The sequence below is a fragment of the Ruegeria sp. HKCCA4812 genome, assembly GCF_013034245.1.
Taxonomy (GTDB): domain Bacteria; phylum Pseudomonadota; class Alphaproteobacteria; order Rhodobacterales; family Rhodobacteraceae; genus Ruegeria.
In genome coordinates, this window is sequence record NZ_WQFQ01000001.1 from 1,056,782 (window position 1) to 1,071,299 (window position 14,518).

Annotated in this window: 11 protein-coding genes; 5 read left to right on the plus strand and 6 right to left on the minus strand. The window is 57.1% G+C overall.

Features of this window, described 5'->3' with window-relative positions:
• Positions 1-66: 66 nt before the first annotated feature.
• From GOW04_RS05325 to pyrH, 6 genes are all read right to left on the minus strand, one after another.
• On the minus strand, positions 67-1,182 hold the full coding sequence (locus GOW04_RS05325) for an NUDIX domain-containing protein (protein ID WP_171231759.1): 1,116 nt from the start codon (positions 1,180-1,182) through the stop codon (positions 67-69).
• A gap of 27 nt (positions 1,183-1,209) precedes the next feature.
• Complete coding sequence (locus GOW04_RS05330; protein WP_171228617.1) at positions 1,210-1,650, minus strand: TrgA family protein; 441 nt, start codon at positions 1,648-1,650, stop codon at positions 1,210-1,212.
• A gap of 15 nt (positions 1,651-1,665) precedes the next feature.
• The gene (locus GOW04_RS05335) at positions 1,666-2,874 is read right to left on the minus strand and encodes a cyclopropane-fatty-acyl-phospholipid synthase family protein (protein ID WP_171231760.1); all 1,209 of its coding nucleotides are present in this window, start codon (positions 2,872-2,874) and stop codon (positions 1,666-1,668) included.
• Positions 2,875-2,943: 69 nt separating this feature from the next.
• Positions 2,944-4,368 (minus strand): deoxyribodipyrimidine photo-lyase, encoded by a 1,425-nt coding sequence (locus GOW04_RS05340; RefSeq protein WP_171231761.1) that lies wholly within the window; start codon positions 4,366-4,368, stop codon positions 2,944-2,946.
• Positions 4,369-4,418: 50 nt separating this feature from the next.
• Positions 4,419-5,645, minus strand: a complete 1,227-nt coding sequence (locus GOW04_RS05345) for an aminotransferase class V-fold PLP-dependent enzyme (protein ID WP_171231762.1) — start codon at positions 5,643-5,645, stop codon at positions 4,419-4,421.
• Between the two features lie 264 nt (positions 5,646-5,909).
• Positions 5,910-6,662, minus strand: coding sequence for a UMP kinase (pyrH, locus tag GOW04_RS05350; RefSeq protein WP_152457773.1), 753 nt, complete (start codon positions 6,660-6,662; stop codon positions 5,910-5,912).
• 97 nt (positions 6,663-6,759) lie between these two features.
• Between pyrH and miaA the strand changes: the two genes are divergently transcribed.
• The 5 genes from miaA to GOW04_RS05375 all read left to right on the plus strand — a co-directional run bounded on the left by miaA (position 6,760) and on the right by GOW04_RS05375 (position 14,512).
• The gene (miaA, locus tag GOW04_RS05355; protein WP_171231763.1) at positions 6,760-7,653 is read left to right on the plus strand and encodes a tRNA (adenosine(37)-N6)-dimethylallyltransferase MiaA; all 894 of its coding nucleotides are present in this window, start codon (positions 6,760-6,762) and stop codon (positions 7,651-7,653) included.
• A gap of 353 nt (positions 7,654-8,006) precedes the next feature.
• Positions 8,007-9,671, plus strand: a complete 1,665-nt coding sequence (locus GOW04_RS05360; RefSeq protein WP_171231764.1) for an ABC transporter substrate-binding protein — start codon at positions 8,007-8,009, stop codon at positions 9,669-9,671.
• A 136-nt stretch (positions 9,672-9,807) separates the two neighbouring features.
• Positions 9,808-10,854 carry an ABC transporter permease gene (locus tag GOW04_RS05365; protein ID WP_152457770.1) on the plus strand — a complete coding sequence of 349 codons (1,047 nt, stop codon included), beginning with the start codon at positions 9,808-9,810 and terminating at the stop codon, positions 10,852-10,854.
• A gap of 13 nt (positions 10,855-10,867) precedes the next feature.
• Positions 10,868-12,331 carry an ABC transporter permease gene (locus GOW04_RS05370; RefSeq protein ID WP_152457769.1) on the plus strand — a complete coding sequence of 488 codons (1,464 nt, stop codon included), beginning with the start codon at positions 10,868-10,870 and terminating at the stop codon, positions 12,329-12,331.
• A gap of 93 nt (positions 12,332-12,424) precedes the next feature.
• The gene (locus tag GOW04_RS05375) at positions 12,425-14,512 is read left to right on the plus strand and encodes an ABC transporter ATP-binding protein (protein WP_152457768.1); all 2,088 of its coding nucleotides are present in this window, start codon (positions 12,425-12,427) and stop codon (positions 14,510-14,512) included.
• Positions 14,513-14,518 lie beyond the last annotated feature (6 nt).

Consider the following 14,518-nt stretch of genomic DNA (forward strand, 5'->3'; position numbering starts at 1 on the left):
TCGCCTCTTGTCATTTGGTATCTTCGAAGATTTACAGGCGCACTGCCGGGACCACAAGCGCGATAGTCACGCGCGCAAACGATCCCGATGGCGGGCCAGCCAGTAAGCCAGAGACACCAGCTGCAAATCCTTGAAAAGATGACGGTCTGTCATATCGATGAATTCGTCGAACGGCAGAATCCGACTGCGAATATCTTCGCCTTCTGTGTCCAGGCCACCGGTGATGGTTGTCTGGGTCAAGTTGCCAAGCCCGACATAGAGATACATGAAACCCGTCGACGACCCGCTGGAGGAATACGCCCCGCCCGCATATTCCAGCCTGTCAAATCGAACTCCGGCTTCTTCCATGGCTTCGCGATGTGCCGTCTGTTCCGGCGTTTCGCCGGGGTCGATCATCCCGGCAACCGCTTCCCAAAGCCAGGGCTCTGGATCGTCGATCAAAAACACCGGCGGTCTGAACTGCTCGACCAGAAGCACGGTGTCGCGGATCGGGTCATATGGCAGAACGGACACCGCGCTGCCCTGCATCAAACCGCCCCGGTGCAGCACGGGACCCATGCTGCCGTCATGCTGCCGGTGTTGAAGATCTATTTCCTCCATCCCAAAATAGTCGACGTAAACGCGTTCGTGCCGGTGGACGATCACGTCTTCGGCTATGTTCCGCGGATCGCCGGTTCGTCGTTGCTTGGCCATGATCTTTGCCCAGGCGCGGGTTTGAATGGCGCGGACGCTGCGCGCCATGGTTTTGGGATCGACTTTGCCGAAATAGGCCATTTCTTCTTCGGCAGCGAGCGCCGTAACCTCGCCCAATTTGTCTGCCCAGCCCTGCAACGACCACAACTCACCGGGTTGCCACGCGCCCGGGGTCGGGAAAAAGACCTCTGCCTGTGCTTCGCCCCCGTCCTCCAGAATGACATTCAACGATTTCAGCTCATAGTCGAAGGATCCTTCGTAATAAGCCAGTCTGGCCAGATCATCGGAGGACAGGCCCTGCACCAGCAGGCCTTCGGCAGCGGCACCCTTGGCGGGCAGGATCATCGGGAAATCCTGCCCCTGGACCGCGTGAACCGCGTGATCGCACAGCTTGGCAGCGTGAAACGTTATTTCACTCAGCGGACGACCCAGGACACGCTGCAACAGCGGCAGATACCGCAACGTTCCATAGAAGAACAAATCAGACAAATTTAATCTCTCTTGTGACGAAACGGTTCAGCGCCATTTGCGGCTGGCCTGTTCCGTGGCCAGACCGGCGACAACGGCGCCAATTGCGAGTGCAACCAGAATTTCGGGATAGATCAGCTGCTTGCCATAATCGATACCAATCGAAAAAATGGCCATCACAGCTTCGAACGGGCCGCCATATCGATTGCGCATCGCAAGGTCGAACATGCGGTAGCACCCCTGCACAAACAGCGCCCAGAAAACCAGCGAAGCAACGCCGGTCAGGCCGTTATTAATTCCCGCTGTCCAACCACGCCCAGCGCGCTTGCCCATGATTTTCCAACCACAGATCGCACCAAGAGCCATATTCACATAGGTGAAGTAACCATAGTCCTTACCCTCTTCGCCGTTTTCGATAACCATGCTTGAAACAAGAAAGGCCAGCACGACGAGACAAACAGCGGCGACGAGACGCGAGGCAGTGGGCATGTGACGGTCCGTGAGTTAACTTGGTTTTGCTATTGTGATCTGTGTCACATCGCAATTGCCCGTGTCAAAGGCCGCACCGCACGCAGTCAAATAATAATTCCACATGCGGCGGAAACGCTCATCAAACCCCATATCCGAGATCTGATCCCATTTGTCGTTGAACGTTTCATACCAACGGCGCAGAGTCAGATCATAGCTTTTCCCGAATTCTTTCGAATGCACGACTTTCAACCCGGCCTGATCGATCTGCTGACGCAGGATGGTCGGCGACGGTAGCATCCCGCCGGGAAAGATATATTTCTGAATGAAATCAACGCCGTTCTTGTAAAAATCCCAGCGATGATCACCCACCGTGATGATTTGCAAGGTTGCCTGAGCACCGGGCTTCAACCGCTCACGAACGGTTTCGAAATAGACCGGCCAGTATTTCTGACCCACGGCCTCGAACATTTCGATGGATGCGATGCCGTCATAGACCCCGCGTTCATCCCGATAGTCTTGCAGCTTGAATTCAACCAGATCTGATAAACCTGCTTTTTCAATACGTTCCTTGGCGTACTTGAATTGCTCCTCACTGATGGTCAGGCCGGTGACACGCAAACCTCGTTCCTTTGCGGCATATTCCGCGAAGCCGCCCCAGCCACATCCGATCTCCAGTACATGGTCACCCGGTTTGGCACCCATCTCATCCACAAGACTTGCGTATTTGGCGATCTGGGCCTTCTCTAGGCTTTCCTGCCCAGACTCAAAAATCGCGCTGGAATAGGTCATCGTGTCATCCAGCCAAGAACTGTAAAATTCGTTACCCAGATCGTAGTGATACGAGATGTTCTTTTTGGCTTGGGCCCTGTTGTTTCTGTGCAGCCAGAACCGTAGCCGTTCGTAAGCCTGAACCAGAAACTGGCCCGTAAACCCGTCATAAACGGTCTCGGTTCCAAGATGCACAAGATCCATGAAAGACCGCAGATCGGGTGTACTCCAATGTCCGTCCAGATACGCATCGGAGAAACCCAGTTCTCCTTCGCGGATCAGGCGCGCAAAGACATCGTCGTCGTGAATATCGACCTGTGCCACCGGCCCGGGCTTTGCGCCTTCTGCGCGAAACGTGCGACCGTCGGGTAGTCTGATATCAAGACGCCCGGTTTCCATCCGGTTCAACATTTTAAAGACTTGGGCGAAATATCTGGGCAGGTCTTTTTGCCCTTCGGTCGTCGTCAGGATCATCCGCTCTCCCCTCTGCGGTACGCGTACAAAGCTAGGCGGCGAAATTGTTTCTGGCAAGTTTTCAGTTCCTTAGTGGGATTTTCGGCTTTCATATGCGCGCAAGGCGCGGGTCCGCCCTTCGGGCAATTCGACTATGGGTTTGGGGTAATCCTCATCCGGACGCAGCCCCCATGAACGCGGAACGGCATCAAAATACGACAGGGCGGTCTTGCTGGGTTCGGAATACCCTTCGGCAATCCAACAACGCGTAAAGTTCCCGTCAGGATCGAATTTCTCGGCTTGCGTCTGGGGATTGAAAATCCGAAAAAACGGGGATGCATCGGGCCCAGATCCAGCAACCCACTGCCAGCCCATGGCATTGCAGGCCGGATCCCAGTCGATCAGGCAATCCTCGAACCATGTCATCCCTATTTTCCAATGAGCCATAAGATGCTTGGTCAGATAGCTTGCAACAATCATCCGAGCCCGGTTATGCATTCGACCCGTCACATACATTTGCCGCAGCCCAGCATCGACAACAGGTATTCCAGTTCTGGCCTGCCGCCACGCGGTGACTTCGGGATGGTCCGGATCGGTATTCCAAGGAAAACTGTCCCATTCCGGCTTCCAATTGGAAGCCACCAGTTGGGGCGTGTGATACATCAGGTGATAGGCAAACTCGCGCCAGACGAGTTGACGTAGATAGGCATCGGCACCGGGTGTACCGGTCAACGCGGCCCTTTGGACCATATGCCAGACTGTACGCGGCCCGATTTCACCCAAAGACAGGTATTCCGACAGGTTGGACGTCCCGTCCTGATCCAACCTGTCCCGGTTGCTGGAATAGTGGGAAAGTCGCCCAAGAAACGCCTCGAGATGATCCAGAGCGGCCTGTTCGCCGGGTTTTACATGAGGGCGAACGACGGCCGCGCCCCTGTTCATGGCATCCCCCATCTGCCAATCGCTCAATTTGTCAGAAGCGGGCCACGACATCGGGGCCTGCAAATCGGCAACCCGCGCATCGGGAAATTGTACATCCCGCCCCTGAACCGCACGCCACATGGGCGTGTAGACCCGAAACGGATTTCCTGTTTTTGTAGCGACAGTCCAGGGCTCAAAAAGAAGATGCCCCGCAAATGACTTTGCCGTCACTCCTACTTTTGTAAGCACAGACTTGATCGTCTTGTCGCGTTCGATTGAGGCCGGATCGTAAGCGCGAGACCAGAAGACGGAGGTTGCGCCGGTCTCGGCCATGACCTGCTGCACCTGTTCAAGCGCGTCGCCGCGTCGGAAAATCAATCGGCTGCCCGTTTTGGCCAGTGACGCTGTGAATGCCTCCAACCCCAAGCCCAAGCGCCACTTCGGCGCGGCCCCCATCTGTTCGACGAGGTTGTCATGAATAAACAAAGGTATGACCGGACGGCCACTTTCGGCCGCTGCAGTCAACGCGGGGTGGTCCGACAGACGCAAGTCCCGTCGAAACCACAAAATGATCGGAGCCTGCTGTTGCTTCACAATACGCCCTTGAGGTTTTTTGATTTCTACGCACCCTCAAGAGTAGTGGATCACAAAACGCGCTCAAGAGCCTCTAAAAGCTGATCAATTTCCTGCTTCGTGGTGTAGTGAGTGAAGCTGACCCTCAAAACACCCTGCGCCGGGTCGACGCCCATCGCCTGCAAGGGGCGCACCGCATAGAAGTCTCCGCCACCCGCCATGACACCGTATTGCGCCAGTTCCGCCGCAACCGGTTCAGCCGGACGGTTCAACGAAAGCGCGACGGTGGGCGCGCGCCGACTGGCGTCGGAAGGACCGATCAGGCGCACAGCGTTTCGATCCTTTACCGCATCCAGAACCGGTTGCAGCAACGACTCTTCGTGTGATCGCATCAGATCGTGGACAAATACGCCCTGCTCCGCCGCGCCCGTCTCAGGCCCGCCATGGTGGGCGCAAAGCAGCTCGACATAATCCGCCATACCTGCACTGGCCGCAATCTGCGCGTGATCGGGGCCAGCCGGGGTGAACCGCTTGTACAGGACGTCGCCGTTGAAATAATGGGCCTGGTTGGGCAACAGCTCACCCAACGTGCGGCGGATGACCATGCACCCCTGGTGCGGGCCGTAGGTCTTGTACGCAGAAAACAAATAGATATCCGGCCCCAGATCGCCAACATTCGGAAATCCGTGCGGGGCGTAGGATACGCCATCAACGCAGACAAACGCACCCGCCGCATGCGCAATAGCAGTAATCTCGGTGACCGGATTGATCTCGCCAACGACATTTGAGCAATGCGGGAAACAGACCAGACGCACTTTTTCGTCCAGCATGTTTTCCAGATCCTGAGGGTTCAGCGACCCGGTTTCGGGGTCGATTTGCCATTCCCTCACCTCTATCCCGGCCTCGACCAGACGACGCCACGGGCCAGAGTTGGCTTCGTGATCCTGATTGGTCACGACGATTGCCTCGCCGGGCTTCATCCATTGCCGGAACGCCTGCGCCAGGACATAGGTGTTCTGGGTGGTTGAAGGACCAAAACTCAGTTCATCCGTGTCGACGCCCAGAATGGCAGCCATACGCGCACGCGCCTCGTCCATTTCGGCGCCCGCAAGGCGGCTGGCCTCGTATGGGGCGTAAGGCTGAACCTTGCGCTGCGTGTAGAACCGCGTCAGCCGGTCGATCACTGGTTTGCAGGTGTAAGACCCACCTGCATTTTCGAAGAACGCCTGCCCTTGCAGGCTGGGTTCTGAAAAGGCCGGGAACTGCGCCCGAACGAAATCGATATCCAGAGAGCTCATGCCTCATTGCTCCTTAGTTGTGCAGTCAGATCAATGAGATGCCCGCACATGTTTCCGGACATCTCAGAAATCATGGCAGGTCTTCCAGCCCAGCCTGTGCTTGGGCCTTTGGCCGACGAAACACGGGGCAGCCCTTCGCCTTGAAAGGACACCGATACTTAGACAGGGCCGCCCACAACCGTCAAGCGAAAGCAAAACGCAAAAGCCCCGGCTCGACGCCGGGGCTTTGAAAGCTTGCGGAATTGTCAGGCGATTCCTCTGGCCTCAACCCTGAACCTTGGTATAGGTCCCTTCGCCCGCGAGAATTCCGCGGAAGCCGCCGGGCTCATCAAGCCCAAAGACGATCAGGGGCAGATTGTTGTCGCGTGCCAAGGCAATGGCCGAAGCATCCATGACCCGCAACCGTTTGGCCAGTACGTCATCATAGGTCACGGTATCATAGCGTACGGCGTCAGCGTGTTCCGCTGGGTCTTTGTCATACACGCCATCCACTCCGTTCTTGCCCATGAAGATCGCCTCGCACGCCATTTCGTTGGCGCGCAGGGTGGCTGCGGTGTCTGTCGTGAAATACGGGTTGCCAGTACCGGCGGCGAAAATACAGACCCGCTTTTTCTCGAGGTGCCGAACAGCCCGGCGGCGGATATAGGGTTCGCACACCTCGTCCATGCGAATGGCCGAGATCACGCGGGTGAACACTCCGATCTCTTCCAGTGCGGATTGCATCCCCAGCGCGTTCATCACCGTGGCCAACATACCCATATAATCCGCCGTTGTCCGCTCCATGCCTTGGGCTGAACCGCTCAGGCCGCGAAAAATGTTTCCGCCACCGATGACCATGCAAATCTCAACGCCCAGATCGTGAACCGATTTCACTTCTTGCGCGATGCGTTGAACGGTTGGCGGGTGCAAGCCGAATCCCTGATCCCCCATCAACGCCTCGCCCGAGATTTTCAACATCACCCGATTGTACTTTGTTTTCGGGGTCTCGGCTGTTTCAGAAGAAGGGGAAAGGCTCATGTTGCGCTCCGGGCTGGCACGGGGTTAATTTCCGGCGCAAAATGAAGCAAAAGCTCCGCAGGTTCAATGCGGTTGGTGAGGATAGAGGCAACCGCGCATGACCCGGCGATCAACAGACCTGCTTTTTCGGCAACTGCCGCCTGTTCCGGACGACAAGCCGGTTCTGATTGCGGGGCCTACGGCATCCGGCAAATCAGCACTGGCGCTGGAGATCGCCGAACGCCATGGCGGGGTTATCGTCAATGCGGATGCAAGCCAGGTTTATGACTGCTGGCGCGTCATCTCGGCCCGTCCGTCCGCCCAGGAAGAAACCCGCGCGCCGCATCTGTTGTACGGGCACGTCGCCTATGATCAGGATTATTCCACCGGCCATTGGCTGCGCGAGGTCCTGCCCCTGCTAACGGGGCATCAACGCCCGATCATTGTCGGTGGGACGGGATTGTATTTCTCAGCCCTGACCGAAGGCATGGCTCAAATCCCTGCGACGCCACCCGAAGTTCGGGCCGAGGCCGATCAGATGCCCATGGCAGACCTTCTGGAGGGGGTCGATGCAGACACGCTTGCAAAGCTGGACATACACAACCGTGCCCGCGTGCAACGCGCATGGGAGGTGCAGCGCGCCACAGGTCGCAGCCTGTTGTCCTGGCAAGCCGAAACGCCCCCACCGGCACTTCGGCTGAACGAGACCCTACCAATCGTTTTTGACGTTGATAAAGCATGGCTGCTGAACAGGATAGAACGCCGCTTTGACCAGATGCTGGAACAGGGCGCGATCGAGGAAGTGCGTGCCATGCAGGACCGGTTCGATCCCACCCTTCCGGCCTGCAAGGCCATAGGCGTGCCGGAACTCAGGGCATATCTGGACGGCGCGATGACTTTGGATCAGGCGCGAGAGCGCGCAACCATAGCGACGCGGCAGTTCGCCAAGCGTCAGCGCACCTGGTTTCGCGCCCGAATGAAGGCCTGGAATCACGTCGATCCCTCTTGTTAGTACCCGGCTCTTTTGACTTTGCAAAAGCAAGGCGCCGCCAAGTCTCAAAGCTTAAGAGAACTTAATGATTTGCTGCGATTTCCCTTAACAAACTAAGAAAACAATGGGGAAACCGGCATCGCTTTGGGCTACCAGAAGAAATGCTTCTCCACGACTTCAACTGATCGCGAATGTCGTTTTTGTACTACTTATGACGATTTCGAACATTGACCTTATCTGAAATCTGGTGCCGAATAACGACATGGGGATGAACAGAGTCCAAAAAACAAAATCCTTCACTCTGGCGACCGTAAGAAACCGGGTCGCGTAGAGCCATAATCAATCAACAAAATCAGTGTCACAGGGAGACATCCATGACGAATACCGTATCCACCGAAGACAAGGTGCACTGGGCGGCAGCGATGCACGCTCAGGAATACCGCGACGGCAAGCTAAGCCGAAGGGAATTCATTACACGCGCAACCAGTCTTGGGGTTACTGCCGCAGCGGCCTATGGCATGATCGGATTGCCGACACCTGCTTCGGCCGAAACAGCAAAGCAGGAAGGCGGCACGCTGCGTGTGCAGCAGGAAGTCCGCGCCCTCAAAGATCCCAGAACTTATGACTGGTCGCAGATCGCAAACGTGACGCGCGGCACGCTGGAATATCTGGTCGAGTACAACTCGGACGGCTCATTCCGCGGCATGCTGCTGGAAAGCTGGGAAGTCAACGACGACGCGACCGTTTACACTCTGAATGTCCGTCCGGGCGTCAAGTGGAACAATGGCGACGATTTCACGGCTGACGACGTTGCCCGCAACATCGCGCGCTGGTGTGACAAGAGCTCGGAAACCAACTCGATGGCGGGCCGCTTTGCAACCCTGATTGACGCGGATACCGGTCAGGCCGGTGAGGGTGTCATCGAAGTCGTCGACGCAACCACGGTCAAACTGAACCTGTCAAAGCCGGATATCACCCTTATTCCGGGCATGGCCGACTATCCCGGCGCGATTGTTCACAGCTCGTTCAGCGAGACTGACCTGCTGAACAATGTGGGAACCGGCCCATATCTGATGGACGAACTTGAGGTTGGCGTTAAAGCCGTTCTGGTTCGCAACCCGGATCACACCTGGTGGGGTGAAGAAGTGTATGGCCGCCCTGCCCTGGACCGTATCGAGTACATCGACTACGGAACCGACCCTTCTGCCTGGTTGGCAGCGCTGGAATCCGACGAAGTCGACATGCTGTATGAATCGGTGGGTGAATTCATCGACGTGATGGACGGGCTTGGCTATGTGAAGTCAGAAGTGGTAACCGCCGCGACCATCGTTATTCGTCCCAACCAGCTGGCCGAGATCGACGGGCAAAAGCCTTATGCGGACAAACGTGTCCGGCAGGCCCTTCAGATGGCCGTAGACAATTCAGTTTGTTTGGAACTGGGCTATGGCGGTCGCGGAGCGCCGGCGGAAAACCATCACGTGGCGCCGCTGCATCCGGAATATGCCGAGCTTCCGCCGCAAAAGGTTGATCCCGCAGCAGCCAAGGCGTTGATGGACGAAGCCGGTTTCGGAGATTTCGAGCACGAGATCATCTCGATCGACGATGACTGGCGTCGCAACACCACAGATGCCGTTGCCGCGCAGCTGCGCGATGCCGGGATCAAAGTCAAGCGGACCGTTCTGCCGGGCAATACCTTCTGGAACGACTGGGCCAAGTACCCGTTCAGCTCGACCAACTGGAACCCGCGTCCGTTGGGTGTTCAGATTTGGGCGCTTGCTTATCGTACGGGCGAAGCCTGGAACGAGTTCGGCTATGCGAGCCCCGAGTTTGACGCCATTCTGGAAGAGGCGCTGGCCATTGCCGACGCGGACAAGCGTCGCGAAGTCATGGCGCGTGGCGAAGCACTGCTTCAGGAAGATGGGGTTACTATTCAGCCCTATTGGCGCTCGCTCTATCGCCACATGAAAGAGGGTCTTGTTGGAACCGACATGCATGTGACCTTCGAACACCATCACTACAAGTGGGGCTGGGCTGCCTAAGCACTGCAATCCACACACGAGGGGCGCCTGACACGGGCGCCCCTTTCCAGCCGCAGACTTGCCGACGCGGGGTCGGACGTCCGAGGCCAGAAAATGGTCCAATGATCTGCGGAATACCTGAACAACAGGGGCCACCATGGGACTATTTATCCTACGACGGTTCGGAGTGATGCTGCTTACGGCATTATGTCTGACATTCGTCGTCTTTTTCCTGACCAACCTATACCCGAACCTTGAAAAGCTGGCGAAAACGCAGGGCAACCAGCGTATGTCGGATGAGCAGGTCGAAGCCTGGTTGGAAAACCGCGGCTACTTGCAGCCGACACTCGTTAAATACGGCCAATGGTTGGGCGTGATGCCCGGGTTCCAGAATACACTGGAAGATGGCCAGTTCGTGGGAACCTGCACAAGACCCGGTTCGACGGCAGAGGATACGGCAAGATATTGTGGTGTTCTTCAGGGCGATTGGGGATACTCAACCGTTTTCAAGGAAGAAGTCGGAACCATCGTTGGCAAGCGTTTGGGCAACACAGGTTACCTGATGTTCTGGGTTTTGGTCCTGATGGTGCCATCTGCACTGATCGTTGGTGTACTGGCCGGGATGCGAGAGGGATCAGCCCTGGATCGATCATTGTCGACCTTCTCAATCATCACGACAGCAACGCCGGAATATGTATCTGGCGTTATCTTCATCGCGATCTTCACCTCGTCCACCGTGGGGCTGAAATGGTTCAAGGGAACCGCGACGCAAGCGATGGAGAACCCGACATTCGAGAACTTCTTCCTGCCGGTTCTCACCATTGCGCTGTACGGTATGGGCTATATCGCCCGGATGACCCGCGCTTCGATGACCGAAGTGATGACGGCGCAATACATCCGGACCGCACGGCTGAAGGGTGTCTCGTTCCCGAACATCGTCATGAAACACGCCTTGCGCAACGCGTTGATCGCGCCGTTCACGGTTATCATGCTGCAGTTCCCATGGCTGCTGAACGGCGTGGTGATTGTTGAAACCCTGTTCAACTACAAGGGTTTCGGCTGGGCGCTGGTTCAGGCCGCTGGCAACAACGACATCCAGCTTCTGCTGGCGATCTCGGTCGTGTCGGTCTTCGTGGTTCTGATAACGCAGCTGATCTCGGATATCGGCTACGTTTACCTCAACCCGCGCATTCGCATTTCATAAGGAGGGTGAGATTATGGAACCACTAACCTGGACCGGCTCTATCGCCTTCCTGAACCCGCTGCTGATGATTGCACTGGCTGCACTTTTGCTGTCGATCCTGGTCTGGATCATCGCCAGTATCTTTTTGCCTGAACAGCAGATTGTCGTGAATCCGGATGGATCCGTCAGTTCTGGCGGCGGTGTCCGTGGATTGATCCAGCTTGCGCTGCATTACAGTTTCCTTGCCAGCGTGGGATTGGCCGTGGCCTATCTGGTGCTGGGCATCCTGATGGGCACTGGCGCAGGGATCATCGGCGCCATTTCCCAGCAATTCCTGCCTGTATGGGTCGCGCTGATCATCATGTTCGCCATGTCCATCGCCTTCAAACGACGGTTGGGGTTGTACGGCAAACTGTATGACAGTCCCATCGGAATGATCGGCTTTGGCCTTGTGATGTTCTGGGTCTTTACCGGCATCTTCGGCGCGCTTGATCTGATCGTGACCCATGACCCGCTGACACAGATCTCTGGCATGAAGAACAAAGTGCCGGGAACGCCTCTGCCTAATCTGGAGGACGGCGAGTATGCTTGGTATCTTCTGGGCGGTGACAATCTGGCGCGTGACGTATTCAGCCGGATGGTCAAGGGGGCCTGGGTTGTGGTGCAAATTGCACCGCTGGCAACGATGTTCGCCTTTATGGTCGGCATTACGCTGGGGCTTCCCGCCGGCTACTATGGGGGCCGTTTTGATACGTTCCTGTCCTTCCTCGCCAACCTGATCCTCGCCTTCCCGGTGATCCTGCTGTTCTACCTGCTGGTGACGCCGGAAATCGTGGCAACCGGGGTGCCGAACTACATGGCGGCCGTGTTGTTCGTGTTCCCGATCCTGTTCATCGGCGTATTGCTGAATTCGCGCTATTACACGCGCCCGAATTTCCGCACGCCATTGCTTATCGGTGTTCTGGGTGTTGCGATCTGGCTGTATCTGTCGCTGATTTCGACCGGTGGCTACATCATCAATACCGAGGCCTACCGGATCTGGGGTCTGCCGACCTATCTGGACCTGTTCGATATCCCCGGCGGTATTCTGGTGGTGTTCGTCTCGGTGGTGTTCGTCAACTCGCCCACGGTCTTCCGTATCGTGCGCGGCTTGGCGCTGGACATCAAAACCCGCGATTACGTGGCTGCGGCCCAGACACGCGGCGAAGGGCCGTGGTACATCATGCTTTGGGAAATCCTGCCCAACGCCCGTGGCCCTCTGATCGTCGATTTCTGTCTGCGCATCGGGTACACCACCATTCTTCTGGGGACTTTGGGCTTCTTCGGACTGGGCCTTCCGCCGGAAAGCCCGGACTGGGGATCCACGATCAACGAGGGGCGCAAGCTGCTGTCGATCTACCTGCACCCTGCCCTTCCTCCTGCCTTTGCCCTGCTGTCGCTGGTTCTTGGTCTGAACCTGCTGGCTGACGGTCTTCGCGAGGAAAGCCTGAAGGACTGATGTGATCGAGGCCGGGGGGCCAGCCCCCCGGACCCCCCGGGATATTTTTGGCCAGATGAAGGGGATCCCCGCATTTGGTGAGGAGTAAGCAAAATGAGCAAAATGGCGGATTATGACGGCCCGATCCTGGAGATCGACAAGCTGTCCATCTCATTCTTTACCCGCCTGCGGGAAATCCCCGCCGTGATGGATTTCTCGGTCAGCGTAGAGCCCGGCGAAGCCGTGGGGCTGGTTGGTGAATCCGGTTGTGGCAAATCGACCGTGGCACTGGGCGTGATGCAGGATCTTGGCAAGAACGGTCGCATCGTCGGAGGCACGATAAAATTCAAGGGCCGCGATCTGGCAGAGATGTCGGCCGAAGAGTTGCGCGACATTCGCGGCAATGAAATCGCGATGATCTATCAGGAACCGATGGCATCGCTGAATCCGGCGATGAAGATCGGCAAACAATTAATGGAAGTGCCGATGATCCACGAGGGGGTAAGTCAGGAAGAGGCTTATTCCCGCGCGCTGGAAGTGGTGACGGATGTTCGCCTGCCAGACCCCGAGCGGATGTTGAATTCATTTCCGCACCAACTGTCGGGTGGTCAGCAGCAGCGGATCGTGATTGCGATGGCGCTGATGTCTAAACCGGCGCTGTTGATCCTGGATGAGCCGACAACAGCTTTGGACGTGACGGTCGAGGCCGCTGTGGTCGAACTGGTCAAGGATCTGGGCAAGAAATACGGCACTTCGATGTTGTTTATCTCGCACAATCTCGGGCTGGTTCTGGAAACCTGCGACCGTCTTTGCGTCATGTATTCGGGTGAAGCGGTCGAGCGCGGCTCGATCAAGGATGTGTTCGACGAGATGCAGCACCCTTATACACAGGCGCTGTTCCGTTCGATCCCGCTGCCGGGGGCTGACAAGAACACGCGTCCGCTGGTGGCTATTCCGGGGAACTTCCCATTGCCCCACGAGCGGCCTCCGGGTTGCAACTTTGGACCGCGCTGCGACTATTTCGAAGAGGGGCGCTGTGACGCGAAGGAAATCCTGATGGAGGCCGTTCCGGGAAATGACCGGCACCACACCCGCTGCCTTAAATTCCAGGAAATCGACTGGAACGCCCCACTTGCGCTGGCCGATCAGAAAGAAAAGGGTGAGATTGGCCGAACGGTTCTGAAAATGGACAACCTCAAGAAATATTACGAGGTTGCGGCAAATGCCTTGTTTGGCGGCGGTGAGAAGAAGGTTGTGAAGGCCAACGAAACGCTAAGCTTCGAGGCGCACGAATCCGAGACACTGGCCATCGTGGGGGAATCCGGCTGCGGCAAGTCCACCTTCGCCAAGGTCCTTATGGGATTGGAGACGGCCACAGACGGGCAGATCCTGCTGGACAACCGCAACATCGAACAGGTGCCCATCGAAGAACGCGATGCCAAGACGATCGGCGAAGTTCAGATGGTTTTCCAGAACCCGTTCGACACGCTGAATCCGTCGATGACCGTCGGCCGTCAGATCATCCGGGCGCTTGAAATCTTCGGTGTCGGAAACTCTGAAGCCGAGCGAAAGAAGCGGATGCTGGAACTGCTTGATCTGGTGAAGCTGCCGCGCGCCTTTGCAGACAGGATGCCGCGACAGCTGTCCGGCGGGCAGAAACAGCGCGTGGGTATCGCGCGCGCCTTTGCCGGCGATGCGCGTATCGTTGTGGCGGACGAACCCGTCTCGGCGCTGGATGTGTCGGTTCAGGCTGCCGTGACGGATCTGTTGATGGAGATACAGCGACAGCACAAGACCACTCTGTTGTTCATCAGCCACGATTTGTCCATCGTGCGTTACCTCAGTGACCGGGTTATGGTGATGTATCTGGGCCATGTCGTGGAATTGGGCACCACGGATCAGGTCTTTGCCCCGCCCTATCACCCCTATACCGAGGCGCTGCTGAGCGCGGTTCCGATTGCGGATACCTCGATCGAAAAGCAGCATATCGTTCTGGAAGGCGATATTCCTTCGGCCATGAACCCGCCACCAGGCTGTCCGTTCCAGACGCGTTGCCGATGGAAATCCGAGGTGCCTGACGGTCGGTGCGAATCCCATGTGCCGCCGGTGCAGACGCTGGCTGATGGGCACCAGATCAAATGCCACCTGGCCGAAGATATTCTGGCCCGGATGGAGCCGGTGATCAAAGTCGCAGCGGAGTAAACCCGT

Coding starts and splice junctions, on each gene's coding strand:
- GOW04_RS05375 (WP_152457768.1), top strand. CDS start 12,425: ATGAGCAAAATGGCGGATTATGACGGCCCGATCCTGGAGATCGACAAG.
- GOW04_RS05360 (WP_171231764.1), top strand. CDS start 8,007: ATGACGAATACCGTATCCACCGAAGACAAGGTGCACTGGGCGGCAGCG.
- GOW04_RS05345 (WP_171231762.1), bottom strand. CDS start 5,645: ATGAGCTCTCTGGATATCGATTTCGTTCGGGCGCAGTTCCCGGCCTTT.
- pyrH (WP_152457773.1), bottom strand. CDS start 6,662: ATGAGCCTTTCCCCTTCTTCTGAAACAGCCGAGACCCCGAAAACAAAG.
- miaA (WP_171231763.1), top strand. CDS start 6,760: ATGACCCGGCGATCAACAGACCTGCTTTTTCGGCAACTGCCGCCTGTT.
- GOW04_RS05365 (WP_152457770.1), top strand. CDS start 9,808: ATGGGACTATTTATCCTACGACGGTTCGGAGTGATGCTGCTTACGGCA.
- GOW04_RS05330 (WP_171228617.1), bottom strand. CDS start 1,650: ATGCCCACTGCCTCGCGTCTCGTCGCCGCTGTTTGTCTCGTCGTGCTG.
- GOW04_RS05335 (WP_171231760.1), bottom strand. CDS start 2,874: ATGATCCTGACGACGACCGAAGGGCAAAAAGACCTGCCCAGATATTTC.
- GOW04_RS05370 (WP_152457769.1), top strand. CDS start 10,868: ATGGAACCACTAACCTGGACCGGCTCTATCGCCTTCCTGAACCCGCTG.